Source organism: Clostridium sp. AF22-10 (assembly GCF_003478725.1).
Taxonomy (GTDB): domain Bacteria; phylum Bacillota; class Clostridia; order Lachnospirales; family Lachnospiraceae; genus Otoolea; species Otoolea fessa.
Window position 1 is genome coordinate 25,760 of record NZ_QUFZ01000004.1, and the last position, 25,755, is coordinate 51,514.

Consider the following 25,755-nt stretch of genomic DNA (forward strand, 5'->3'; position numbering starts at 1 on the left):
TTAGTCCACCCCCGTAATTGCTTTAATCATTGCACTCTCTCCACACGCTTCAAGATAACGCTCTAAAGCAATATCAAGAATTGGTGGCGTTATGGTTTTCTTCTTCTCAACAGCCGTTAAAAGGTTTGCATCAGTCAAATAGTTAAAATATATTGAGCGAAGCCTGCGTTTTGTACCATCTGTCCAAGCTGCAATATCTTCACTTTGAATTTCTTTATTCTTGAAAAAAATATTTACATCTGCGTCTTCGATTACTGGAATACCAAGTATATTTTTTTCACGGTACACTTCAAACATAAATTCAAAGAACAATCGGTCTGACCTGAGAATGGCAATCAAATTGATTACCTTTTGGGTTGCCAAGTCAGAAGTACAAAACAAGTCAATCAGTGTCTTATCCAATCTTTTGGCTCTATTCCAAATGTATCCATATATCCTTTTGGCTCGATACTCTTTTGCCGCACCAAAAAGATTTTCGTCTATACACATTTTTTTAATTTCTTCTTCGGACTTTCCATCGTCAATCAGCTTGATGACCTTCTTCATTTCAACAAACCAGAATGATTGGGAAATCAATCCTGCACTATATGTTTCTTCTACCATCTAATTCACCCTTTGGTGGACATTAAGCCTTTTAATATCCAATTTTATTTTTTTACCGGAAGCTATGTTCCTTCTATTCGTCCAATATAACTTCACATATATCCCCAATATCACAATGGAACACTTTACAAATTCTCATCAGGACATCAAGAGATACTGTTTCGTTCTTATTCAACTTCGTCGCAACAGATGATGAAATTTCTGCTGCACGCATTAAATCCTGTCTTTTCATCTGATTATCAATCATAAGTTTTTGAAGTTTATTATAGCTTATTCTCATCTGTAACTCTCCTTTGTATTCTCCGCTTCTTCTGGTTACAGTTACTCGATTAACATCATACCATAAATAATCTATTTTTTCAAGATACGGACATTTATTCGCAACCCGTCATTGATTAGGTGTCATTTTTTGCTAACACCTAACAGTAAAGTAATTCAAAGCAAAAAAAGAAAGCTCGTCGATTAGGACGAACTTCTGTGTTTTATGGAAGTATTTGCTTTGACTGCTTCACAAGTGTATCTATGACTTCATAAATTCTGTTTCTATCTTCAGGAGCAAGTTTCTCAAGCTTCTCATTCAGCATTGAGTTCTTGACTGTATATCCCGTTTCCAGAACATCTGTAAGAACCATATCCGATGATACACCTAAAGCATTTACTATCTTTATGAAAGTTTCGAGTGACGGAATTTTCTCTCCACGCTCAACCATACCAATATAATTTGTTGTCAAATCTGTTTTCTCAGCCAAATCTTCTTGGCGTAATTTCCTCGCAAGTCGGAACTTTCTTATATTCTTGCCGATTGTATCGAGCTTCATCACATCACCTCCCTTAGTGTGTTTCCATAACTAATAGTATAGGTTAAGTCGATTTCAAATCACACGCACCCAAAGGAAGTCAAACCAACTATTAGTGATGATTCCCAACTATTTTTATGTTATACTATAAAAGTAGTAATTCACGATTGTTAATGGCGAAAGACAAATCACAACCCAAGAGCCAAGTTAAACAATCTCCATAGAATAAACTTAGGGGTAAAAGGAATGGACGAACAAAAGATAATATTCAGTAATCGGTTTGAAAAAGAGAAATTTGAGGATTACAAAACAGATTTGGGAACTGACAGCTCAGTCACTCCCGACTTTACGGAAGCTGATGATTTTTTAAAATTTATACAGAAGAACCGCAGAAGTGTTCCAAGTAAAGAGCGAATTGCTGACAAGGATAAATTTATCAAAACCGTTTACGAACTATCCAATAGCTTTGAAATTGACGCTGACCTGATAGAATTTGCCGAGGGATATATCGCCAACATCTATGTAGATTATGCCTGCTACACTGGATATATCAAGAAGCTGTTAGCAATTCTTTTTATCCTTGCCGATGATATTTCCTTTTTAGACGGCAGTAAAGAAAATGCCGATATGCTTTTCAGCTTCACTTATCACACACACCATATTTTCCTGAATAACAGAGAAACAACTGATTTCTCATAATGTACCCGATGGCTACTCAACTGAGCAGCCATCTTTTCAATTTTCCAGACACCGTCTGGAATTTTTAATATGCCGGAATACCGTATCCATAGATATTGCTGCTTCCGACTGCGTACTGTCTTTGCTTGCAGGCGTCGCCTGAGTTGCCCTCTACGGTATAAACTGTGCCATTCTCACACTTCTCTACGATACCAACGTGGTCTGTTGTACCGTCGCCTTCCCAATCAAAGAAGATAATATCTCCTACCTTTGGTTCATAAGTGCGGTCTTGCCATTTTCCATTTGACTTAAACCAGTTTGCACCATCCACGCAACCTGCAAATTTCGGAACAAGTCCGCTTTCAATATACCCGCATTGGTCAGCACACCAAGATACGAAGCAGGCACACCATTCCACTCGACTATTAAAGCCGTACCAGCTCCAGTAAGGTTGTCCGCCCTGATTGCCTAGCTGTGTCAAGGCAACCTCAACAATCGCCTGATTACCTCCGGCAGTAAAGGCTCGCCCATACGGATAGTATCTCAGAACGTGAGCCGGATATTGGGTATCTCCATAACTGTCCCAACCAAGCCTTTGTGCCTGCTGAGTGGAAAACTCCACTGCATTGGCATAAGAATAACCGCCATACTTTGTTTTTGCCCAAGAAATATACCCATTACCGAAGTTGTAGCCTTGCAAGGCAAGTTTGATATGCTCCATATCTATCGGACTTTCCACTTCTGCCGAAGTAAGAGCCGCTTTCAATTCCTGAACTCCACACTGGATAGAATATTCAGGGTCTTTAATTCCATTAGGTTCGTGCGGATACCTTGTATTGAAACTTCCCTCTGCTGCCTGCATAGGGTCAAGTCCTCTGCCGCCGCTTTCCTGCATCATAACCGCCTTGATAAGTTCTACATACTCAGGAATGCCGTACTCTTTGGCATACTTCTGTATGATGGGTTCATAGGCTTCTACCTCTGCACTTACCGGAGTATAGGAATTACTGTCACTCCCTCCTCCGAACATTGCTACGGCAGCACCAAACAACACGACAATCATAATAATCAGCACCGCTATCCAACCGCCTGCGGCGATTGCTGCTACAAGTGCTTTTGTCCCTGCAATAATCGCTTTGACTGTCGCAACAGTAGCTTTCGCTGTGGCTTTGACGGTATCTGCTGTGGCTTTCGCCGCTTTCTTTGCCGTCCGAGCCGCTTTCTGTGTTGCTTTGGCTGTTGTTTTTGCTGTTTTCTGTGCTATAATGGCAGCTTCTTTTGTGGTCTTAATAGAAGTCTTTGCCGTTTGTTCTGCGGTCTTGACCGACCTCTGAACAGTATTGGTTGCACCTTTCGATACGGTCTTGACTGTCGTATTTCCTACCGACCTTGCAGACTGTTTAATTGTTTTCTCCGTACGCTCCAGAGTTCGGATGCTCTGTTTTCCGACAGGATTGACCGATTGTTTCTGAAGCTGTTTCTCTGCACGCTTGGTCTTGAAATTCTCAATTCCCGTTTTGGCTTTCTGATAATTCTGTCTTGTTTCACGCACACCCCATCTGCCGACTTTATCTGCACGGTATGCTGTTTCATGAACAGTCCTATCCGTTGCCACTTCGATTTTATCAGAAGCATATTCCTCTGCGGAATTTTCCGAAGCATTGGTAGAATGTTCTGCCTTATCTTTCGTCATCACATAAGCTTTCTTCATTCGCTCCGTGGCAACTGCTGCCTTATTTATGGTCTTGATTGTACCTTTGCTTGTATCTCTTGTTTTTATATCAGCCATCGGTTTCCTCCTTCTCGAAAATAATAGAGAGTGGGGTTTAATCCACTCTCTTAGCTACAACAACAAGCCTGCCATTGTTTCTTGAATATTCACAAGTAGAAAGAGAAATCAGCTTGTCGCCATACTCTGCCGATACTCCGGTATCATACAGAGAAAGTTCCTTGCACTTGGCAACATACGCATCAAACTCTGCCGCATTTTCTGCGTCCGTAAACTCATAATACTTAAAGCTGTCAGAGCTGTTTGTATAAACAACCACCTTAAAGACTGCAATCACTTCATACTGGTGTCTGTCCGTCAGTGTATCAAAGGTAATCGTCTTATGACCTTCCCAAAAGCTCTTGTTTCTGTACTTCATCAGTCCCGTAAACATAGAACCGTCATTCATGTGGTGTCCGTAAATAATGATGTTATCTGAAGGTTTCTGCACATCACAATTTTCCTGCACATATGGACAGCCATAAGCGGAATAGGTCTTATCAAACTTATGCTTCAGGTAGAAGTTCGGTTCATTTACAGACTGCACGACCGGATAGTTGATATTGGTATCCTCAACCTTTACCCAACCCACCATATCCTCATTCTGCCGATAAAGTTCAAAATATTCCGCAAGATAGTCCTTATCTTCCAAAAACGTCACGCCCTCATTTTCCTTTGGCGGCTCGTCCTCCACAATCTCCGCAAGGTTATCATAGACTTCATTCTGCTTGGCAGAGTCAATGTGATTACGGATAATAAAGAAGGTGCTTACAGACAACACTACCGTAAACACCATCGCAATAATAATATAGATTTTTCTGCTCATTTTCTCTTACCTTTCCATATCGTTTCTCTTAGGTGGAGTCAAATCTCTGCAATACTCCGGATACCTCAACTTGATACCCTCCATGAAATACGGAGCATATCCACAACAGAACAGTTCCTCCGGTGTATAGAGATTTTCCCTGCCTTCTTCCGTAAATCCATTCCAGAGATTAAAGGCAAGGTGGCAGACCTTAACTGTGCCACTTGTCTGCCAACCGCCGTGCATACCTTCCGGTATGATGCAGTCCCTCTTAAAATCAAACATCTTTCCGATGTTCATTCTCGTTTCTTCTGAAATACCCATCACATAGAAAAATGCTCTGTGATAGCAGTCGTTGACTTTGCACTTATCCAGATTTTCCAATACAAAATCTCTGTGTGCAGCATTGCGAAATTGAATCTTAGACATTGTAAATCCCTCCTTATGCTTCGCCTGGTTTGGTTGTCATCAGTTTATAAAGTTTCGTGTTCTTAGGGAATTTGTTTGCAAACGGTACAAGCGAACTTCCCACCTTGATAAGTCCGTGTCCTGCTTCCACATTCGTGATATAGGACATCTGGAGGTCAGAAATATTCAGAAGTTTTGCAAGCTCAAGCCTGTCTGTGGAAGCCTGATTCAGCATAATGATGAACTCTGAGTTTGCAAGCATTGTTCTCGCTGTGTGGCTCTGCAAAAGGTCATCGACGTTCTGGGTAATTCCACTTGCGTATGCACCGTATTTTCTCACACGCTTCCACAAGGTAAAGAGGAAGTTTGCAGAGTATTCGTGCTGGAACAGAAGATAAATCTCATCAATGAAGATAAAGGTATTCTTACCCTTTGCACGGTTCTGTGTGATACGGTTCAGGATAGAGTCAAGGACAACAAGCATACCAATCGGCATAAGCTGTTTACCCAAGTCAAGAATGTCATAGCAGATAAGGCGATTATTAGTATCCACATTCGTCTGCTTTGCAAAGGTATTCAGAGAACCGTGTGTGAAAAGTTCAATGGCAAGTGCCAGTTCCTTTGCTTCCGGTTCGTCCTGCTGCAAAAGTTCTGCCCTGAAATCCTGCAAGGTCGGTATATGTCCCTGATAGTCATTCTGCTGATAACTGCGATACACGCTTGCCGTGCAACGGTCAATGATAGACTTCTGCTTTGCTCCGAGATTTGTTCCGCCGATGAGCTGTTCACAAAGGGACATAATGAACTCAGATTTCAAAATGACAGGGTTTGCACCGTCGCCGTAATCCTTATTCATATCCATTGCATTGATGTGATTGTCGGAAGTAGCAGAAATATTGATTACTTCTCCGCCCATCGCATTGACAAGCTGTGAATACTCTCGTTCAGGTCGATGATGATAATATCCGCATCTGAAGAAAGCACCTGATTGATGATTTCTCCCTTTGCCGCAAATGACTTACCGCCACCAGATACACCGAGAATAAAGGAGTTACCATTCAAAAGCTGCTTACGGTCTGCGATAATCATATTTTTGCTGATAACATTCTGACCGTAATAGATACCGTTCTCGTGGAAAATATCCTGCACCCTGAATGGAATAAATACCGAAAGGCTCTCTGTGGTAAGTGTTCTGAACGCATCAATCTTTCTTGTTCCAAACGGCATTACCGTGTTGAGTCCATCTACCTGCTGAAATCTCAGTGTTGCAAACTGGCAAAGATGTTTTCTTGCTGTGGTAAGTAACGCTTCCGTATCATTCTCAAGCTGTTCCTTACTGTCTGCCATAATAACCATTGTGATAACAGCGAACATCATTCTCTGGTCACGGGTCGTAAGGTCATCGAGGAACTCTTTCATTTCTTTCTTCTGCTGCTCCATATCATACGGAACAGTTGCAGAGAAGTTGTTATTGGCATTCTGCCTACGCTGCCAGTTTGTGATATTGGTTTCCACACCAAGCAGACGGTTCTCTGCTTCCTTTACTGCTTCATCAGTCGGAACGGGAACAATATCAATGGACATCATCAGATTTCTGTTCATATCCGTAAGTTCCGCTACCATACTGTCCTTGATATAGGACGCATATTCACGAAGAAAAAGGACTCTTCCATAACGGTTTCCCATCTTGAAATAGTCCTTTTCAAATTCCATTGTGTCAGGGCAGATATAGTCCTTAAAATCGTGTCCCTTTTTTCTTGTTTCCTTAATATCAAAGTGAAAAGAACTTTCTTCTCCCACACGATAGAAGTCGTGGAAAATACGAAGTCTTTCGTCTGTTTCCAGTTCCACGCACTTACTTCCAAGCCTGCCGAAGTGAGCAATCAAATCTGCACCGACACGGGCAAAATAAGTTCTTGCATCCTCCACACTCTTTTTGTTGATGGAAATGGTAATATACTTATCCTGAACAATGGAGTTTGCACCCGTTGCCTTATCAAGAAGCATTTTGTTGTATTCCTCTCGATACTCGTCCAGATTATCTCCGGTTGTCGGAATAAGGATTGTCTGCTCAAAATCCAGTCTGTTGAGCCGACGATTATTGATTGTGATTTTTGTCGTTGCACCACTGTCAAGAGAGTTCAGAAGTTCGGAATATTCAAGAAACATCGCTTCCTTATCTTCACGGCTTGCCACTGCATAGTTAATATCCGTAAAGCGGTAGGTCTTTGAATATTTATCCTTTCCCACTTTGAAAATGCCATCATCAAAGATAGCTGCTACGGGAATCACGTCCTGCACCCCTTTCGGTACAACAAATTTTTCTTTATCCTGCTTAAACAGGTTCGTAAGAGTCTTAATCATTTGACTTCAATACCTCCTTCTGTTTCTGTTCAATGCTTGGCTTCATCAGTTCGTAATACACATTGGTGGAGTGAAACACCAGCTTCTTCGGCATCAAAAACTCCGATTTTATCCACGCATAGATTGCTTTTTCTGCGGTCATACCGTTGTACTTCACAAAGCCAAGTGCCGCAAACGGGGCAGCACCCAAAATGCACACCCACGATACGGTTTCCGTGCCAACATACGGTCTGAGCAAGAAATACAGCCCTACCGCAACGCCACAAGCGAGAACAGAAAAAATGAACTGTCTGAGCGACAGTCCAAAAAACATTGACTCTGTATAATTTCTGATTTCTCGGTTAATTTTTACTTCCATATCTGTTTCCTTTCCTGCGGTTTCGGTCTTTCTCCCTCACGCATTTATCATTCAGGCAAAAGACTTTGCCTTTCCGTTTACCACCATAGTAAACACATTTCTTACAATCTCTTTGGTTCATCTCAAAATCTCTCCTTAAAGTCCCATCATCTCTCGGATAATACGGTCAGACATTTTCACTGCACCGACAAGAACAAGCATATTAAATACCAGTTCCCCGATATATGCCCACACTTGCGTAACTGCTGCTGCGTCAGGATTCACTACTGGCGGCGATGATGCAAATACGGAGAAAATAATACAAGCAAGTACAATAACTGCTCCCTCAAGCAGAACGGCACAATAGCTCTTGATAAAACTCTTGCCGACATTCTGTGTAGGTTCTCCTGCAAATGTGGAAAGCGGTATCGGTGCAAGTGCTGTGTACATATACAACTTGAAAAATCTTCCGTACACCGTCATTATCAGAATGAACGACAGCACCGTGATAAATAATCCTCCGATAAGCGTTACCGCCCACAAGGGAATACTCTCGAAAAATCCGCAGTCCTCTATGGTCGTTACCATCTCTGCGGGCAAGGTCGTCTGTTCCGGAGTTCCAAATCCGGCAGCATTCATAATGGTTGAAATTGTCCCTTGCACGATATTAAATAAAGCAAGCATAAGCTCCATTCCATATGTGATAACACCTTTCGCCAGTGCAAAACGAACAAAGAGTTTCAGTGCGTGTTCCGGTTTCTTCACATCTGTAAAACTTCCGCAGGTCTTTACCATACCTATCACAAAAAACAATACAAGTAAAGCAAGCCCGATAGCCTGAACTGCACCGTTGATGTCAACAATAACCTTCCAGATATTCCCGCCCTTAAAGTTCTGCGGTGTAGTTGTGATGAGTGCCCATATTTCCGACAGTTTTTCATTCCAAGTTTCAAGGGCATTTTCAAGATTTTGAACTACCCAGTTATCACTCATTCAAAGCACCTCCTTACAATTAAGGGGTGTACCTTAACTTGGCACACCCCTCGATAACTGTGTAACTCTTATCTTAGCCTGTGATAAGAGTAAGGATTTCTTTCGCAAAAGTGATAATGACACCGCCCGCAAGAGTCAGGAAGCCATTGGCTCTCTGAGAAGGGTCGTGAGATTTGAGTGAAAGACCGACCTGCACGATACCAAAGCCAAGCAAAATCATACCGATGGCACGGATAAGTCCGAAGATAAAGTCAGACAGATTATTAACTACGGTAAGCGGGTCATTCGCTGCAAATGCAGTCGTTGTCATTCCAAGTGCCAACGCACCGACAATGACCATTGTGCAATAAGCACGGAAGCCTTTCTTAACCTTTCCGGTCATAGGCAGTTTCTTTGTTTCCTGAGCGTCAGTTGCTTTTTTCTTAAAAATAGTCATAGTTGAATACCTCCAAAATTTAATTTGTTTGATTGTTTATGAACAGAGCTTCCATCTCCTCATCGGAAAGAAGTTCCCAGTTCGTTTCTTCCATTTCCTTTTCAGGAAGTGTTGCAGGGTCAATGTCCCAAATGGCAATCGAAGCAATATCTTTTGTGACTTCTCCGTGCTTATAAGGACTTGCCTTTCCGTCTGTGGTAAGTGCCACATTCGGGTGTTTCATAATGTCATATTTGAAATCCATAATGGGTCTTTCCCCACGGATAAATAAAATAGCGTACTGATTATCGAGCATACGCACCTCATCAGGGGTAAGTAACTCTCTGCCGCTAATCTGATAGTTGGTGGAATAATTACCGCTTCTTCCGGTACTCTTTCCGAACGTGTTGGTATCAATGGTTTCCTTGCCCAACAGCTCCGACACATATTTATGGGTTGACTGCTCATTTCCACCAAGGTAAAGAAATTCATCGCAGTTACCCACAATGCTCTCCCACTGTTTTTCAAACAAGGCTTTAAGCTGTGCCAAGTTCTGTAAGATGATGCTTACCGATACCCCACGGGAACGCATAACCGACAGTATCTTGTCGAAGTCGTCCGGCAGTGAAACATTGGCAAATTCGTCCATCATAAAATGAACAGGCATCGGCAGACAGCCGCCGTGGATATGGTCGGCTGCATAAAACAACTGCTGAAAGAGCTGTGTGTAAAGAATGGATACCAAGAAGTTGAAACTGGAGTCGTTATCCGGTATCAGTGCAAACAGAGCCACCTTTTTCTCTCCAAGTGACTGTAAATCCAGTTCATCGGCAGAGGTAAGAGCAGCAAGACTCTCCAAGTTGAACTTTTCAAGCCTTGCTGCAAGGGTTATCTGTATGGATTTTAATGTTTTGGAAGAACCGGAATGATAAGAGTGGTAATACTTCAAAGCAATGTGGTCAGGATTATCTATCATCAAATCCGAAAACAGATTATCAAGCGGAGAAGGACTTGGGTCGTCCTCGTCCTCAATCGCCCCGGCTCTGAGCATTTCCATTACCATCGCAAAATTCTGTTCTTCCGGCGGTGCTTCATAATGCAGATAAAATACAAGTGCAAGCAGAAGCATTGACGCTGCCGTATCCCAAAATGGGTCATTGCTCTGTGAACCTTTCGGAGTGGTACTCTTAAAAAGATTGGTTACGAGCTTCTGCACATCATTGTCATTCTGCAAATAAACAAAAGGATTGTAACAATGGCTTTTCTCCATTGAAATCAAATCAAGCACACGCACTTCGTAACCTTTCTTCTCAAGAAGATGTCCCGTATCTCGCAGGATTTCCCCTTTCGGGTCTAATATCACATAGCTGTTTCTTGCAGCGTTCATAATATTAGGCTTTGCATAAAATCTTGTCTTACCTGCACCGGAGCCACCGCACACAAGCGTATTCAGATTTCGTCTGTGCTTCTTGGCATTAAGTCCAATGCACACATTCTGAGTCATCAGCTTATTTTCTGACAGCGGCTTTTGTCGGTACTTTTTATCAATGGCTCTGACATTGCCCCATTTGGCAGAACCGTGTTCCTCTCGTCTGCGGTAATTCTTTCTTGTTGAGAAATAAATCCCGATACCCATTCCATAGCATAAAAGTAAAATGAGGACAGTTTTCAGGCTGTCCCCACATAATTTTATGGAAAATGGATTATCAAAGAGTGTCGCAAGATTGGCTGCTATCTCCGGCAATCCTCCGCTTATGGAAGGTGCAATCAGAAGTGCCAGCCATATGACCGGAACGATACCGACAATGGATAAAATAATGGCAGTCTGCCTGTCATTATCTCGCTTCATCTGAGCGTTTCCTTTCAATCACTTTGAACTTTTTCAATGGGGCATTTCCGACTTTTACAAGCAGGTCGTCTACTGCGTCTGCGGACTTGCCTTCCTCCATCAACTTTGTTTTCTCATCGTTTAAGGAGCGAATGACAACACCGTGTTCATAATCGTCCAAAGCAATGTGGTAGAGTTTTTCTTTTTCCATATCTGCCCTCCGTTATCTCTCATAGTCCTTTGAACGCTCCTGCTTCTTGCGGAACATTTCATCAGAGATATGACTGTGAATTTCTGCCATTGCATTTCGTGTCTTGGAAAGCTCCGCACGGATTTCTTTCGGCTCTTTGGAAGCCAGTCCCTCCGGAATACGGTTAATTGCAAAATTCTGTGTATCTACGCCATACTTCTTGCAAATCATATATCCGATACACACTGCCTGAAAGCCCATATCCCTGCGGCTGTAACTTTCGCTGTTGATAGAAAGCTGTGCGTGTCCAAGTTCCTGAGCGACACACTGAGCAACTGCTACGCTGTCGCCCACATTACGCTTCACATACAAGGTCTGCTTTTCATTATTATAGAAAGCTGCCATATTCGGATACGGAAGTTCATCGGTTGCCGCAACCTCCACCGGAGATACATCAAGCATTGTCGTGATAAGTGCTTTCGGGTCACGGTTTGCTGACACTGCCGGAGCTTTTCTTCCATTTGTCTGCGTAACATCAAATACCTTTTTTACATTGTAGGAAATACCCGGAGAACCATCTGCTCTTGTGTATTCCACTGGTTCAAGAATAGAAATACTCTTTGCCCCTTTGGTAATCTTCACATTGTCCTTACCCCAATCATCAAAATCTTTAAGCTGTGTCGCCTGCGGATACTGACTGTAAATAAGGAGAGCATTTGCTGCGGAATATCTGTCCATTCGACTCTGCGTATCAAGAAAGTTCTTGAACTTATCAGGGTCACTCACAATCTCACGGGCAGCGTCATCAATCATCTGATAGACCTTTTCTTTTTCTGCTCGCTTCTTTTCCGCATACTCCTCTTTGGATAATCTTGGCTGATTACCGCCAGCCTTTGCGGGTTTGAAATCATTTGTCATAGTGAATTACCTCTCTTTTGTTTTGGGTTTCTTCTTCGGCTGACGGTGTACCGTCTGACCGTTTTTCTGCTGCGGATTCTTGCCGTCTTTCTTAACCTCCGGCTCTTTACGCTCTGCTTCTTTTTGCTGTTTTGCCTGTGCCTTGTAACGGTCAAGTTTCTCTTTGACCGATGGCTTTTCCACTGGCTTTGCAACACCCTTATCAGATTGCGTTTCTACCGGCTCTGAGTTTTGCCTTGACAGAGGGCTTTTGTCTGTTTTGGCGACTGAGGGGTTTGCGTTTGCTCGCTCCTCTTTCTGCATTGGATTTCTGACTGCTTCTTCCATAATGATTTCACTCTTGGATTTGGTCGGCTTTTCTTTCTCAACCGCTTCACGGTCTGCGATAGCCTTCTCTGCTTCACTGACAATCGAAGCCTTATCCACCTTGCCAAGTTCAAATCTTTCAACGATACGCTGAATTTTAGAAGCGTCCTCTGCTCTTGCAATAATATCTACCGGAGCGTTCTCTCCCTTTGTGTTCTTATCTCTGAGGACACAATAAAGAACGCCATAGCGTTTTGCCTGTTCGGTAAACTTCTTCAAATCCTTTTGCGGAATGGAAAAGACTTTCAGCTCCTTGCCTGACTTAATCATATTGGTAAGCCTTGCTTTGCCCTTCGTCTTTTGTTCCTGCTTCAGAACCGATACCAAAAGCAATGCGATATTCTTCGCCGCCGAACCGCTTAATCTTGCAGCAACTTCAAATCCTTCAAGCGAAAGCCTAACGACCTGCTCTGCTGCGTCACCACCGTTGTTCATAACGTGATTTCTCCTTTCTCTGCTGTTTTTGTTCCTCTGTTTCGATATGCTCAAGGTTTTCTTCCATAACCTTTGACCTCTCCGCAATATCCTCGCAGAGTTTTACTTCCCGTCGGAGTTTTTTTAATTCTCCGTTGATAGAAGCGATTTCATCTTTTGCCGCCTGAAGCTGACCATCATCAATATTTGTTCTTATCTTTTTTCGGAGATGTGTTCTTCCGACAATCAGATTTTTCATCTGCTCCTCTAAGGAAGTCTTATATGAAAAAAGCTGTTCGTCCGTGGAAATATTTTCTCGTCCGAGCAGCCTTACTTCATCAGTAATCTTATCGAGCTTCATCAAATCATCTTTCAAAAAATAATGAAGCCTTGCGTTATTCTGTTTCTTATACTTGGGCAGATAACCGAGTCTGTAACAGTAATACAGATACAGCCCATAAAGTCCGCCTTTCTTTTTCAGCTTCTGTCCTCTGGTCTGCATACGGTACTGTCTTGGTTTATAAGTCGCCCTCTGGAACGGCTCAATCTCTGCCCATCTGTCACGATTTTCTTTGATACGCTCTACAATCCGGTCATTGGTATAATCTGCTCCGAGATTTTTCAGTCGTATCGGCTTATCGTATCCCTTTGGAATGACTGTCCAGTATTTTCGGCTTGGACTTAGGTTATAGGCATATCCCATTTCCTTGAGAGCAAACTGAAATTCTTTCAGGGTCTTGCTGTGGTCGATAGCATAATCAATAGCTTCTTTTGCAACCGAATAGCGTGTCGGCATACCTGCCTTTTCTTTCATCGTCAGATACTCCGACTGCTTACTGCGGTTCGGATTCGGGTCATAGTAAAGTCCGTACTTCTCACAAATCCTGTCTGCAACTTTTCGGAATTTGAACCACGCTTTTTCCTCGCCCCACAAATGTTTGCCATCGACGAAAGAAATAGAGTTGATGACAAAATGGCAATGCAGGTGCTTTGTGTTCAGGTGGGTTGTCACAACGACCTGAAATCTTTTACCCCACACTTCATTTGCAAATTCCATTCCGATTTTCTGTGCCATCTCAGGAGATATATCTGTTTCCTTGAAACTCAAATATCCGTGATAGGCTTGGATACCGTCTGTCTTTTGGTACTGCTCCTTAACCGTTATGAATTGGTCACGGGCAATCGCCACATTACAGTTGATACCCTCAACATAAAATTCTCGCTCTGTTTTTTCTTCGTCCTTTGCATAAGCAATAACATCAGCAAGAGCCTGATACTGTTCCGGTGAAAACTCCCTTTTGATATTTGCAGAAGTCTTTTCGGGATTAGTCGCATAGTCAATGACCTGACCAAGCCTTTCTGTTACCGACCACAACTTTGTTACTGCCATTTCATTTCGCTCTGATTTGGACGAAGATATGTCCTCTCAATCTCTGACTGGAACTTATTCCACTTTGCAGCTTCATTCTTCAGCATAGGTGCGTCAATGAAACCAAGTGTATTTGCTTTGGCAGCAAGCTGATTGATGTTATTACCGATAGAGGAAAGTTCCCTCATCACATCATAGAAACGGTCATCTGGTTTCTCTTTCGGTTCGTAACCTCTGATAAGCAAACGGATAAGTCCGGCTTCGGAAAGACAAGCCTTCTTTGCCTTTGCTGCCAAGTCCTGTGCTTCCTTGCGGTTAAAGCGTACAATCTTCTGAATGTTTCTCTTTCTCATAATCGGTATCTTCCTTTCTCTTTACTCTGCAATCTTTGTTAATCTGGAATAAGCACATCATCGTAACGCCAAGACAACTGCCGAGCAGTGTTCCGGCGGCGATAAGTAATAACTCTCTCAAATCAAGTTCTCCTTTCTCACGGGGTATTAGGGCAACCCCTAACGAGCCTTTTACCGTTTGGGAAACTGTGTTTATCCAAATGGTCTGCTCGCTAAGAATAAACATCTCCTCCGGGTTGCCCCGTTCTCAGTCTACTATCTCTCATAATCCTTTGATTTCGGCTTAAAAGGTTCAGCCACGATATTGCCGCCCACTTCCTTAGAAAAGCGTTCGGGATACTTGAACTGTTCCTTGTATTTCTTCATCATATCGTCCGGCAAGCTCTGAAAACTCTCACTCTCAGGCGGTGCATAACAGATAAAGAATTTGCCGCAGATAATATCTACCATCTCTTTCTTATCATTGTCCTGCACATAAACTGCACGGTTAAGCGGAAGTCCTCTCATCTTTCCTTCCTCATTACAGATGATTGCAACATCATCGTCATAGGGCATATATTCCTCAATGTCCCCGCCGACAACCTCCTGCATTGCTTCCAGACTGTCGTCGATTACAATTTCCTTCGGGTACTTTTCCGGTTCTACCAAGAGAACTTTAATCTTAGAATCATTCATCGTTCTTCATTCCTTTCGTGTGTTTTTTTATTGTAAATGCCCATCCGCATACAAAGAAAATCGTTGAAGTCCTTACCTGCTTTTGGTGGCTCATCAACGATTTCATACTTATCCGGCAGAATGGTTTTTAAGGTCTGTGCTGCCTTTCTGCCCGCTATATCATTGTCAAAATGGATACGGATTTTCCTGACAGATGGGTTACTGCCAAGATACTTTTCCAGTGCAATCGGCACTTTACTGTCCTCAATTTTCTTTGCCGGAGAATACACCCCGGACAGCGAAACAAAGCTCATTTCTTTCCAGTTCTGCCCGTTCAGCTTCGCAAGCGTGGCATAGGATAACAGGTCTATGGCACACTCAAAGAGGTGTACTTCCTCCAAGTTTTCCTTACCAAGCCGAAAAGAATAATCTTTTTTACTGCCACTGCAATCGCCCATAATCCTACGCTTATTCGTGGAACGGTAGGCTGCATATTTCGGCTCTTTCTTCTCGTCATAGCCTACAAACACAACATTGTGATACGGCAGGCTCTCAAAGATAAGGTCATTAGAGATACAGTAATTGATGATTTCAAAATCTATTCCTCTCCCGAAAAGATACTCTGTAATCACTCTGTTGGAAGCACATTTTTCAGGGAGAAGAAGCGGTTTATTTTCCTCTTTTGGCTGTGGCTTTTCATAGACCGGAGCCTGAATCGCTGTGTGTCCGATAATGGTTTCCACCGCTTCAAGGAAGCTGTAACCTTTGACCTTAATCAGATAATCCAAAGCACTCCTGCCGCCGATACCTCTCGACCACCATATCCATTTCCCGTTTGAAATCTTCAAGCTGTCGTGGGTTCTGGTGCAATAGGTGTTACCTGAAAACTTAACCAGTTCATACGGTTCATAATTTTTCAGGTAGGTTAATAAGTCCATCTGCTTCGCCTGAATGATTAACTCAGGTGCGATAAAAGGCATATCGACCACCTCCTTAAAATAAAAATAGCCACCTGATTTTTTGAAAACCAAGTGGCTATATAATATTAAATTTTGTGTCTATGTTTTATGAAAGAATCTTCTCTTAATCAATTTTTCTTTCCTGTAGCTTTACTTTTTCAGTTTTAACCCATCTTTGAAGCTTCACCCACACGCTCTGTAACCTTGTAGTAACCATGAGTATAAGGGTCAAATGCAATGGCATTTACCTTGGAAATATCAATTTTACCGTCTACCATAACGCTCTCATCGGCAGTTACATTCACTACCTTTCCAATAACGCCACAACCGTATTCATTATCTTGATACTCAATAAATTTACATTCTAAACAAATTGGAAACTCATTGATAATAGGAGCATCTACGACTTCAGCCTTACTTGCAGTCAATCCGCTACGTGTAAATTTATCTGTTACACGATTACCAGACTCTACGCCAAAATAATCTGCTTCTACCAAGTGTTCTACATCTGCGATACTAACAGTAAATGCACCTCGTGCCTTAATATTTTGCACGGTTTTATGTGTTTCGGTAAGATTCAATGCAACTATGTCCCTTGCTTGCATTGTCCCCCAAGCAGCATTCATTACATTCACACTGTTGTCCTCATTATAAGTTGCCACCATCAACACTGGCATAGGAAAAATTCCTTCCGTAATTTTCAACTTTGTTCTCATAATAATCTCTCCTTAAAATTAGATTGACAGAATTATTTATCCTGCTTATAATTATATCCAATCAATTCAGAATTTCAAGTACTGGTAAAAATGATAGGTACTATCCAAGGAGAAAGTATAATGATTCAAAACTACATTGAAAATGCCAATTTTGAAGATACAGGCTTTGCTTACACCTTGTCCCTGATTTCCGGCAAACATAAAATGGTCATTCTTTATTGTTTAATGGAATTTAAAACTGTAAGATTCAATGAGCTGAAGCGTTATCTGAAAACAATTTCCGATAAAACATTAAGTAGCAATCTCAAGGAACTAGAATCTGACAAACTGATTATCCGTACTGAATATCCTCAAATTCCACCCAAGGTGGAATACTGTCTTTCGGAACGTGGCAAGTCACTAATGGTAGTGTTAGATCAGCTTTGTGTTTGGGGTGAAGAAAACAAACTGACAGATTAACATCTTCTAATTTTTTTGAAAATATTATTTCTGACAGTATAACTTTGTACCATCTTACCTAACATACTATCTGCGGTATGGGATTTTTCCATACCGCAATTCTAAACTCATCTTTCAAAATTTCTTGACTTCTTTTCAATCATTTCGCCCTCATCAGGTTCTCCGCCGACAATCTCATTTTCCTTTTTATCCATATTGAGCAGGATATTCAGCTCATCAAGTCGGGCAGTTTTTGCCCTCAATTCTTCCTCCTTTGTAAACGGCTTTTCGATTTCCTGCTTCGCTGTTTCAAACTGCTTCTCCGTATTTTCAAGGCTGTTTTCCGTATCAGCAAGTGCTTCCTCAAAGCGTTCTATGCCGTTATCTATTCTCACGATATTACCGTGAGAATCATCGCCAAGCGGTACATCTCTGCTCGTTTCGCCTTTTAATTTCACAACATAATTACGCTGCACCGTATCAAAATACAGTTCCATTTGAAAGCCACGGTACTCACCAAGTGGTATCGCATCAGGACTGTTCATTGACTTGCAGGCATTGATGATTGCCTGACCTGCTTCGGCTTTTTCGGAATAAGAAACACCCGATACCATCATTCCAAGCGGCTGCTCGTCTATCGGTTTCGGGTGTGATTTTGCTGTTTCAACATCTTTTGTAAGTCCCTCTACACGGGATTTTAAGTAAGCAATCTGTTGTGGATAGAACTTGATGACCTTATCCTCCAGTCCGTATTTCTCCGATAAGAAATTGGATTTTAACATCTTCAGCTTCTGCACCTGAATGTCTAAGTCCATCTTTTCTTTGATATACGGATTGCCTGTTGCAAGCATTTTTATCTCTGCATAGGACAGTGCGGTTTCATCAATGTCCTCTGCCGACCTGACCGGAGATTTGCTCGTCATAATCTGACTTGCGAACTTCTGCTTACCTTCCACAAGCTGATAGAGGTATGCATCAAAGGTCTGCTCTGTTACATAGCGATAAATCTCTACCTGCGGATTTTCATTGCCCTGACGGACAATTCTGCCGGAACGCTGCTCCAAATCTGAAGGTCGCCACGGACAATCCACATCGTGAAGTGCAATAAGTTTGTCTTGCACATTCGTTCCTGCTCCCATCTTCTGAGTAGAGCCAAGAAGCACCCTGACTTCTCCCTTGCGGGTCTTTTGGAACAGTTCTTTTTTCTTCATATCCGTGTCGGCTTCGTGTATGAACTTCACTTCACTTTCAGGAATACCTCTCTCAATCAGCTTCTTTCTGATGTCGTTATAGACGGAAAATGTGCCGTCATTCTTCGGCGTGGAAAGGTCACAAAACACAAGCTGTGCCGATTTCTTGTCGGCATTTTCTTTCCATATCCGATAGATGTTATCGACGCAGGCATTGATTTTACTGCCCTCAAAATCAGGCAGCATATCGTTTAGCATACGCTGGTCAAGAGCCAGTTTTCTTCCGTCATTCGTGATTTTCAGCATATTATCTACGCTTGAATCCACACCGCCGCCACGCACCTGCTCGGCTCTCTCTGCAAGGGAAGCAACCATTTCTTTCTGCATTTCTGACGGCTTTACTGCAATGTTATGGTACTTTGCTTCCGGTACTGGCAGGTTCAACATATCCGCTGTCTTAATGTCCGCTATCTCCTTGAACATCGCCATTAGTTCAGGCAGGTTATAGAATTTTGCGAACCTTGTCTTTGCTCTGTATCCTGTTCCTTCCGGTGTAAGTTCCACTGCCGTAATGGTTTCTCCGAAAGTGGATGCCCAGGCGTCAAAGTGCTGCAACCCATTTTTCACAAGCGTGTTATACTGCAAATATCGCTGTATCGTATAGAGTTCCACCATGCTGTTTGAGATAGGTGTACCCGTTGCAAATACGGTTCCTCGACCTCCGGTAATCTCGTCAAGGTAACGACACTTCATAAAGAGGTCGGAAGATTTCTGTGCTTCCGTCTGTGCGATACCGCCCACATTACGCATTTTTGTATAAAGATAAAGGTTCTTGTAATAATGGCTTTCATCAACAAAAAGCCTGTCTACACCAAGTTCCTCAAAGGTTACAACATCATCTTTTTTCGTCTGGTCATTGAGTTTATCAAGTTTCTGCTTGATAGATTTCTTTGACTTTTCAAGCTGCTTTATGGAGAAGTTTTCCCCTCGGTTTCGCTTGAGTTCTGCAATTCCTCCAGTTATCTCCTCAAGCTGCTGTTCTAAGATTGCCCTCTGTCTTTCAATGGACATCGGGATTTTCTCAAACTGTGAATGTCCGATAATAACGGCGTCATAATCTCCGGTTGCAATCCTGCCGCAGAACTTTTTACGATTCTTGGTTTCAAAATCTTTCTTTGTTGCGACAAGGATATTCGCCGCCGGATAGAGCTGCAAATACTCAGCCGCCCATTGTTCGGTCAAGTGATTTGGTACAACAAACAGTGACTTATTACAAAGTCCAAGCCTTTTTGACTCCTGTGCTGCCGCTACCATTTCAAAAGTTTTTCCTGCTCCGACTGCGTGTGCAAGAAGCGTATTTCCTCCGTAAAGGATATGGGCAACCGCATTTTTCTGATGTTCCCTGAGTTCAATTTCAGGGTTCATACCATTGAAGATGATATGACTTCCATCATACTCACGAGGTCTGACGCTATTGAATTTCTCATTGTAGGATTTGCAAAGTCTTTCCCTGCGTTCAGGGTCAGACCATATCCAGTCCTGAAATTCCTGCTTAATCATTTCCTGCTTCGACTGAGCAATCGCTGTTTCCTTTTTATTCAGGACAGCCTTTTTCCTGCCCTCATCATCTTCGATATAATCAAAGATACGCACATCTTTTAAATTCAGCGTTTCCTCAATAATCTTATAGGCATTGATGCGGGAAGTTCCGTAAGTGTTATATGCCCTTACATTTCCTTTGTCGTAAGATTTGCCCTCAATATTCCACTCACTCGTAAATGGAGAGAAGTGAACTTTGATATTCCACTGTGCATAGCGTGGTGTTTCAAGCAAATGAAAGATAAACTCCTGCACATCGTCCGGTGGCAGCCAAGTTGCACCAAGTCGCACGGAAATTTCACTTGCAGTCAGGTCTTTCGGCTGCACCTTTTGAAGTGCTTCCACATTGACCTTATAATCTTCCGGATAGAGTTCTGCCGAGTTCTTTGCAATCTTCAGCTTTTCCCTGACATTACCCGAAAGGTATTCATCAGCCATCAGATACTTCGGTTCGTAAGAATTTCCATACTCATAAAGCGGGTTTAGGAAGATAACACCCTTTAAGTCCTCAAAGATTTCATTCTCCGATTTACCGGAAAGCTCCATCATATAGTCCATATCAATCGTGGCTTTTTCTCCAAGAGATACCGCCAACGCTTCGCTTGCCGTATCAACAGAAGTAACCGGAGTATGCGGCTTAATTGTCCTCTTAGAAAACATATCAGCCTTACGTTCCAGTTCTCCGTCCTCTCCGATTATCTCCAATGCGGAAAGCAAAGAGAATGAACTGTCCTGCGAAAAAGCAGAGGTATTTGCACGGCTGTTAATGAGTCCGTACTTACCTGAAAAGGTATCATAAAGTCTGTTTAATCGCTCCTGCTCCGCTTTGATTTCGCTGTCAGGGTAATCTTCTGTCTGCAATTCAATCAGCGTTCTGACGGAATTTCTAATAGCAATCATACCCTTAATTCGGTTCTCTGCGGTTGCCGACACTTCCACCGGAGTCATACGGGAATTTTCACGATAATAGATTTTATCGTCTACCACCGTATATGAAAAGTTTCTCACTGCCGGGTCTGCCGGAATAGAATTATCTTCCTCCTCCAGTTCTTCCTCGGCTTCATATTCCGTGATTTCTCCGTGAATGTTTGCTACTGCTTCATCAAGCTGTGCTGCAAGGTCTGCATTTTCATACGGCACACAAGTTGCTTCCATACCGAAACGCCCCGATACCATTTTCATTTCTCCGAGTATCATTTCGGGGTGCTGCACAAAATAAGAGTTCATCTTAATTCCGTTCTCATCGGTATCAAGATGAACCCAATCCGGCTCAATATCTATCAGTCTGTCACGCTTTTGCAGGATAAGAATATCCGAAATGACTTCCGTTCCTGCATTACCCTTAAAGGTATTATTCGGCAATCGGATTGCTCCAAGAAGCTCTGCCCTCTGTGCAATATATTTTCGTACCGCCGAGTTTTCCTTATCCATTGTGCCTTTGCTCGTTACAAGAGCCATTACACCGCCGGGTCTTAACTTATCAAGGGACTTGGCAAAAAAGTAATCGTGTATCAGGAACTTATGCTTGTCATACCTTTTATCCGATACCTTAAAATCTCCAAAAGGTACATTTCCAACCACTCCATCAAAGAAGCTGTCCGGCAGATTGGTTTCTTCAAATCCCTGTGCCGCAACGGTTGATTTCTGGTAAAGCTGCTGTGCAATCCCTGCGGAAATTCTATCAAGTTCCACACCGTAAACCTTACTGTCCTGCATTGCGTCCGGTAGCATACCGATAAAATTGCCGATACCGCAGGACGGTTCTAACAAGTTGCCCTCCTGAAAGCCCATCTGCTCCATTGCCTTATAAATGGCTGTGATAACTTCAGGCGGCGTGTAGAACGCAGTCAATGTGCTTTCTCTTGCCGAAGCATATTCCTCCGGTGTTAATACCGAAGAAAGTTCCAGATATTCCGTTGCCCACGCTGAATTATTTTCATCAAAGGCTTCTGAAAGCCCACCCCAACCGACATACTTTGATAAAACAATCTGTTCTTCAGGCGTGGCAAATCTGTTTTCTTCCTGACATTTTTTGAGAAGCTGTATTGCCATAATATTTCTGCGGAAGCGTTCCTTTTTACCAACCGTTTCAACCTCATTTTCTCTAAGATTAAAGGTGTGACGGTCTGCCATAGGCACATCAGGGTGCAAGTCAAAGCCTTTGACTTTTTTCTTCTGCTCCCAAGCGGGAACTACCGGCTCAGGCTCTTTATCATAACCGTTTCCTATGCGATACCCCTGATGATACATCTCATCATAGCTGTCAAAACCTGACTGCGAAGCTACTATCTCTCGATAATCTTCAATCGGCATACTGCCCATATTGGTCTGAACTTCTTCCGTTTCATTTCTTTCTTCGGCAGGTTCTTCCTTTACAATCAAATGCTCATTCATCGGATTCTCTCGCACTTTTCTGTCAAACTCTGTGCGTGAAAATTCCTTATTGAACAGTGGCATATCATAGTCATAGAGCATTACTCTCTCATCATCAACAGATAAGATTTCGTACTCAGAAGCACCGATATACACCTTAGCGCCAAGATGATATTCATACTGCACATCTTCATCTTGCAGCTGTTCTGCTTCTTCAGGTTTTTTTTCGGCTGGTTCGACCTCCTGCTCCGGCGGTGCATTAGAGAGTATCTCTCGGTTTCTTTTCGTTTCCTCGATTTTGGCTCTGTGTTCCTCTTGACTTTCAAGCCACTGAGGATAGCGTTCTTTTTCCTTTGGATTTAAGTATCTGTCCATTCGGATAAGTTCCCCGATACGCTTCTCCACCTGCGACCACGAAAGCGTGATATGTGGATTTTCTTTACCGATACCTTTCGTAATCGTAATACCTTTTCCATCGTGACTCTCATCAATTCCTGCTCCGATTATTACTGGATAAGAGCCGCCCCAACCGTACTCATTTTTTAAGAAGTCTGCGTTTTCTTTTGCTGAAAGGCTTTTTTCAAACTGCTCATAGATACGCATTTTACCCTCAGAAAATCCGCTTCCATTCGCAAGAACAGCGTCGATAATCTCCTGAGAAAAAGTAAAGGCAGAGGTTTTCTTTTCCTCTGCCCGACCGTCTAATATGAATGTCATCTGACCGTCCATTGACGGTAATGGTTTTATGCTGTCACTTAATTCTCCCAGTAATCGCATAGCTTCAAAATGTCGAGCAATAACAGCCCAATCATAAAAACTCTGTGCGGTTCTGCTGTCGTATTTGCCCTCCCACAAATGCAGAACGTTTTCAAAGGTCTTGTACCCTACTGTCCTGCCATCCTCTAAAGTAAGCTCGGTATAATCATTATTGAAAATACTCTTTATATACTCTGTGCGGTCTTTGTTATCAGGATTACGTTCATAATAATCTTTGATTTCTTCCAGACTTGCTGATAAATGTGGTGTCGTTCTGAGAATTTCATTGATTACTTCATCACGCCCAAAGAACGGAAGGCTTTTATCCTCGTGTGTTCTGTCGTAATACTCTAAGCGAATATCACTTCCGCTTTCACGATTTCCTGTGCCGAGCTGCGAAGGGAGTTCATCAGACGAACCCATTTCATCATATCCTCCGCTTTCATCTGTTCGCTCACTCCCTCTTTCTGTGCCATCTGGCTCAGGATTGTTTCCTCCATCTTGCTGGCTCTCTGTTCCACTTCCGCCAAGTGCTGTGTCAGTTCGCCCCTCGTCAGGAGATTGTAGTAAAGGACTCTGTGATGTTCCTTCAGAAAATCTCTCCTCATCTGAGCGTATCTGCCCAAAGTCACTTCCGGCTGCTGTGGAAGTTTCAGGTTCGGAAGGCTGTAATCGCCCACCATCGTGTAGGTCAGTTCGTTCATTGTCCAACTCCTTTCGTCGTTATTTTCAACCTTATTGTATTCATTTCTGTCCTGACCGACAATTATGCGATTTTGACGGTTGAGTGCAGTAATTGTTTTAGATATTTCCGTCAATCCCATTTCTGCAATATCACTGGTAGCAAATCCAAGTGCATTGAGTGTTTCCTGCGTATTGAAATTGGTAACATCTCTGAAATCATCAAGTTCAAAATAACCGTCCGTATCAACGCCAAGCCTTGACATCATCATATATGCCACACTATTTGTCACGACATTTTTATAAATGAAAGCCACAATATCCTCTTCCACTTCCTCAAAGGAACTGCCCTCGGTTGCATAGTAAAGGTCTTGCAGATAATCAGGGATATTATCCTCTGCCGCATTTCTTGCTGCTCCCATAATTGCTTCGGCAAGACTGCTCTTATTCTCAATCTCTCCGAAAGTGCTTTCCAATGTCTCAATCACATCAGCTTCGTATTCCTGACGCATATCCCAAATCGGGACTGTTCTTGAATATCTGCTTTCGTGAGTATCTGAAATGTCAAAGTAATGTGTCAGTCTTTGCCGTGAACGGTTTTCATCAGCAAAAACAGCAATACCTCTTGCACCTCGGTTGACCCATCTGCCAAAAATTTTGTTCCACTGCTCTATCTCAAGAACCGCTGTTGCATCGGGTCGCTGTGCATATACAAGAAGCTGTTCGTCATAGCGTAACTTATAATTTCGGCAAGCTGAAGCTAAGAATGCCTGCCAGTTCTGAGGATTTGACACAACCGTTTTGCAGGTGCGGTTGTAAAGCTCAGAAATAAGGTCATATTTTCGTGCCATTACTCTTGCACCTCCTTATCGCTGTTTTTCTCTGTTTCTGGTCTTGTTTTTTGACGGTTCGGATTGATTGACAGGTTCAACTTTACTTCCACTAAGCTCCATTTTTTCAGCAAACTCGCATATATGATAGCAGCAATTTCCGACATACAAATGGTAGTCATCAATATACTTGCATACTTTGTCTGCTGTGTGTCCATCACGAAAAGTAATTCTGATTTTTCCACCATCGGGAATATAGAATTTCAAATTGTAATGACTGTCTATAAATCGAATTTGCTTTTCCTGCGGCTCTGCTCTATTCTCCTGTTGCTTCATTTTCCTTACCTCTCATTTTTGTTGCTTCATCAGAACCGCCGCCCAAATACGAAAAGAGTTTACCGGACTTTGTATTCTTCTGAAGCTCCATAATCACACCCATATCAGGAATCGTGATATTCGGGATTTTCAGGATTGCTTCCATATCAAGCTGCTGCAACTTTTTCTCCGTATCACAACCGGAGTCAAAGAGTTTATTCAGCACCTTGACCTTATTCTGAAAAGTTGCTTTGTCTTTCACGAAAATACCCCCTTAGCTAATGTTGATTACAATAGAAATACTGCCGCTCTGTTCTTCTTTCTGCGGAGTACGTGAATACTCAGGAAAAAGGGACTGTACTCTCTGCCTTGCCCTGCGTATGGTTTCAAAACAAGGAAGTCCGTATGCTCGGTAATTAAATACAATATCCTCAAGCGGAAGATTTCCGGCTGGTATATATCCGTACTGATTGTAATAATGCAGAATGAGAAGCATATCATCATACCTCGACATCGGGCATTCCTTTAAGATTTCAAGCACTCGGCTCTCCACCGTTTTCTGTTGTTTCATAATGTTCCTCCAAAAATTAAAGGGACAGAGTTTTTTACGCTCTGCCCCGACTGGTTAATGTTCGCTT

At 42.5% G+C, this 25,755-nt stretch carries 26 protein-coding genes and 1 pseudogene; 2 read left to right on the forward strand and 25 right to left on the reverse strand.

Annotated elements, in window-relative coordinates:
* The 3 genes from DWX91_RS03870 to DWX91_RS03880 all read right to left on the reverse strand — a co-directional run bounded on the left by DWX91_RS03870 (window position 1) and on the right by DWX91_RS03880 (window position 1,421).
* Window positions 1–603, reverse strand: a complete 603-nt coding sequence (locus DWX91_RS03870) for a DUF1819 family protein (protein WP_118278844.1) — start codon at window positions 601–603, stop codon at window positions 1–3.
* A gap of 73 nt (window positions 604–676) precedes the next feature.
* Window positions 677–883, reverse strand: a complete 207-nt coding sequence (locus DWX91_RS03875; protein ID WP_101069754.1) for a helix-turn-helix domain-containing protein — start codon at window positions 881–883, stop codon at window positions 677–679.
* 202 nt (window positions 884–1,085) lie between these two features.
* Window positions 1,086–1,421, reverse strand: coding sequence for a helix-turn-helix domain-containing protein (locus DWX91_RS03880; protein WP_002594686.1), 336 nt, complete (start codon window positions 1,419–1,421; stop codon window positions 1,086–1,088).
* Window positions 1,422–1,646: 225 nt separating this feature from the next.
* Between DWX91_RS03880 and DWX91_RS03885 the strand changes: the two genes are divergently transcribed.
* Entirely contained in the window at window positions 1,647–2,099 is a 453-nt protein-coding gene (locus DWX91_RS03885) for a hypothetical protein (protein ID WP_015512786.1), read from the forward strand.
* 64 nt (window positions 2,100–2,163) lie between these two features.
* On the opposite strand, the gene DWX91_RS03890 is transcribed toward DWX91_RS03885, so the two are convergent.
* The 17 genes and pseudogenes from DWX91_RS03890 to DWX91_RS03970 all read right to left on the reverse strand — a co-directional run bounded on the left by DWX91_RS03890 (window position 2,164) and on the right by DWX91_RS03970 (window position 16,935).
* Window positions 2,164–3,867 (reverse strand): lysozyme family protein, encoded by a 1,704-nt coding sequence (locus DWX91_RS03890; protein WP_118538327.1) that lies wholly within the window; start codon window positions 3,865–3,867, stop codon window positions 2,164–2,166.
* 37 nt (window positions 3,868–3,904) lie between these two features.
* A complete protein-coding gene (gene srtB / locus DWX91_RS03895; RefSeq protein WP_118538329.1) occupies window positions 3,905–4,672 on the reverse strand; it encodes a class B sortase in 768 nt (255 codons plus the stop codon).
* A 6-nt stretch (window positions 4,673–4,678) separates the two neighbouring features.
* Complete coding sequence (locus DWX91_RS03900; RefSeq protein WP_002594682.1) at window positions 4,679–5,080, reverse strand: DUF6075 family protein; 402 nt, start codon at window positions 5,078–5,080, stop codon at window positions 4,679–4,681.
* A gap of 13 nt (window positions 5,081–5,093) precedes the next feature.
* Window positions 5,094–7,423 (reverse strand): annotated as a pseudogene (locus tag DWX91_RS03905) (DUF87 domain-containing protein).
* Window positions 7,416–7,781, reverse strand: coding sequence for a PrgI family protein (locus DWX91_RS03910; protein ID WP_023920514.1), 366 nt, complete (start codon window positions 7,779–7,781; stop codon window positions 7,416–7,418). The pseudogene DWX91_RS03905 and the gene DWX91_RS03910 overlap by 8 nt, the downstream one beginning before the upstream one ends.
* Before the next feature lie 135 nt (window positions 7,782–7,916).
* Complete coding sequence (locus DWX91_RS03915; protein ID WP_118538331.1) at window positions 7,917–8,753, reverse strand: hypothetical protein; 837 nt, start codon at window positions 8,751–8,753, stop codon at window positions 7,917–7,919.
* Between the two features lie 73 nt (window positions 8,754–8,826).
* Window positions 8,827–9,189, reverse strand: a complete 363-nt coding sequence (locus DWX91_RS03920) for a glutamyl-tRNA amidotransferase (protein ID WP_118175073.1) — start codon at window positions 9,187–9,189, stop codon at window positions 8,827–8,829.
* Window positions 9,190–9,208: 19 nt separating this feature from the next.
* Window positions 9,209–11,017, reverse strand: a complete 1,809-nt coding sequence (locus DWX91_RS03925) for a VirD4-like conjugal transfer protein, CD1115 family (RefSeq protein WP_008789328.1) — start codon at window positions 11,015–11,017, stop codon at window positions 9,209–9,211.
* Window positions 11,004–11,207, reverse strand: a complete 204-nt coding sequence (locus DWX91_RS03930) for a hypothetical protein (protein WP_008789327.1) — start codon at window positions 11,205–11,207, stop codon at window positions 11,004–11,006. Before DWX91_RS03930 ends, DWX91_RS03925 begins: the two co-directional genes overlap by 14 nt.
* Before the next feature lie 12 nt (window positions 11,208–11,219).
* Window positions 11,220–12,104: an LtrC-like protein gene (locus DWX91_RS03935; protein ID WP_118538333.1), complete on the reverse strand. Its 885-nt coding sequence runs from the start codon at window positions 12,102–12,104 to the stop codon at window positions 11,220–11,222.
* A gap of 6 nt (window positions 12,105–12,110) precedes the next feature.
* A complete protein-coding gene (locus DWX91_RS03940; protein ID WP_118356701.1) occupies window positions 12,111–12,905 on the reverse strand; it encodes a PcfB family protein in 795 nt (264 codons plus the stop codon).
* Window positions 12,889–14,274, reverse strand: coding sequence for a relaxase/mobilization nuclease domain-containing protein (locus DWX91_RS03945; protein ID WP_118538335.1), 1,386 nt, complete (start codon window positions 14,272–14,274; stop codon window positions 12,889–12,891). Before DWX91_RS03945 ends, DWX91_RS03940 begins: the two co-directional genes overlap by 17 nt.
* Complete coding sequence (gene mobC, locus DWX91_RS03950) at window positions 14,265–14,606, reverse strand: plasmid mobilization protein (RefSeq protein WP_002594670.1); 342 nt, start codon at window positions 14,604–14,606, stop codon at window positions 14,265–14,267. Before mobC ends, DWX91_RS03945 begins: the two co-directional genes overlap by 10 nt.
* On the reverse strand, window positions 14,569–14,727 hold the full coding sequence (locus DWX91_RS03955) for a DUF3789 domain-containing protein (RefSeq protein WP_087203228.1): 159 nt from the start codon (window positions 14,725–14,727) through the stop codon (window positions 14,569–14,571). Before DWX91_RS03955 ends, mobC begins: the two co-directional genes overlap by 38 nt.
* A gap of 134 nt (window positions 14,728–14,861) precedes the next feature.
* Window positions 14,862–15,281, reverse strand: coding sequence for a DUF3846 domain-containing protein (locus DWX91_RS03960; RefSeq protein WP_002594669.1), 420 nt, complete (start codon window positions 15,279–15,281; stop codon window positions 14,862–14,864).
* Entirely contained in the window at window positions 15,278–16,240 is a 963-nt protein-coding gene (locus DWX91_RS03965; protein WP_118538337.1) for a DUF3991 and toprim domain-containing protein, read from the reverse strand. The genes DWX91_RS03960 and DWX91_RS03965 overlap by 4 nt, the downstream gene beginning before the upstream one ends.
* Window positions 16,241–16,383: 143 nt before the next feature.
* Window positions 16,384–16,935, reverse strand: coding sequence for a flavin reductase family protein (locus DWX91_RS03970; RefSeq protein ID WP_118538339.1), 552 nt, complete (start codon window positions 16,933–16,935; stop codon window positions 16,384–16,386).
* A 120-nt stretch (window positions 16,936–17,055) separates the two neighbouring features.
* Here DWX91_RS03970 and DWX91_RS03975 point away from each other — a divergent pair, with 120 nt between their 5' ends.
* The gene (locus DWX91_RS03975) at window positions 17,056–17,394 is read left to right on the forward strand and encodes a winged helix-turn-helix transcriptional regulator (protein ID WP_054754266.1); all 339 of its coding nucleotides are present in this window, start codon (window positions 17,056–17,058) and stop codon (window positions 17,392–17,394) included.
* A 107-nt stretch (window positions 17,395–17,501) separates the two neighbouring features.
* On the opposite strand, the gene DWX91_RS03980 is transcribed toward DWX91_RS03975, so the two are convergent.
* From DWX91_RS03980 to DWX91_RS03995, 5 genes are read right to left on the reverse strand one after another with little or no spacing between them, the layout of a single operon-like run.
* Complete coding sequence (locus DWX91_RS03980; protein ID WP_243098960.1) at window positions 17,502–23,714, reverse strand: N-6 DNA methylase; 6,213 nt, start codon at window positions 23,712–23,714, stop codon at window positions 17,502–17,504.
* A complete protein-coding gene (locus DWX91_RS17100; protein WP_243098961.1) occupies window positions 23,642–24,823 on the reverse strand; it encodes a TnpV protein in 1,182 nt (393 codons plus the stop codon). Before DWX91_RS17100 ends, DWX91_RS03980 begins: the two co-directional genes overlap by 73 nt.
* Window positions 24,824–24,838: 15 nt before the next feature.
* Window positions 24,839–25,138, reverse strand: coding sequence for a hypothetical protein (locus tag DWX91_RS03985; RefSeq protein ID WP_023920502.1), 300 nt, complete (start codon window positions 25,136–25,138; stop codon window positions 24,839–24,841).
* Window positions 25,119–25,379: a hypothetical protein gene (locus DWX91_RS03990; protein ID WP_023920501.1), complete on the reverse strand. Its 261-nt coding sequence runs from the start codon at window positions 25,377–25,379 to the stop codon at window positions 25,119–25,121. Before DWX91_RS03990 ends, DWX91_RS03985 begins: the two co-directional genes overlap by 20 nt.
* 12 nt (window positions 25,380–25,391) lie before the next feature.
* Complete coding sequence (locus DWX91_RS03995; protein ID WP_118538341.1) at window positions 25,392–25,688, reverse strand: hypothetical protein; 297 nt, start codon at window positions 25,686–25,688, stop codon at window positions 25,392–25,394.
* Window positions 25,689–25,755: the final 67 nt, after the last annotated feature.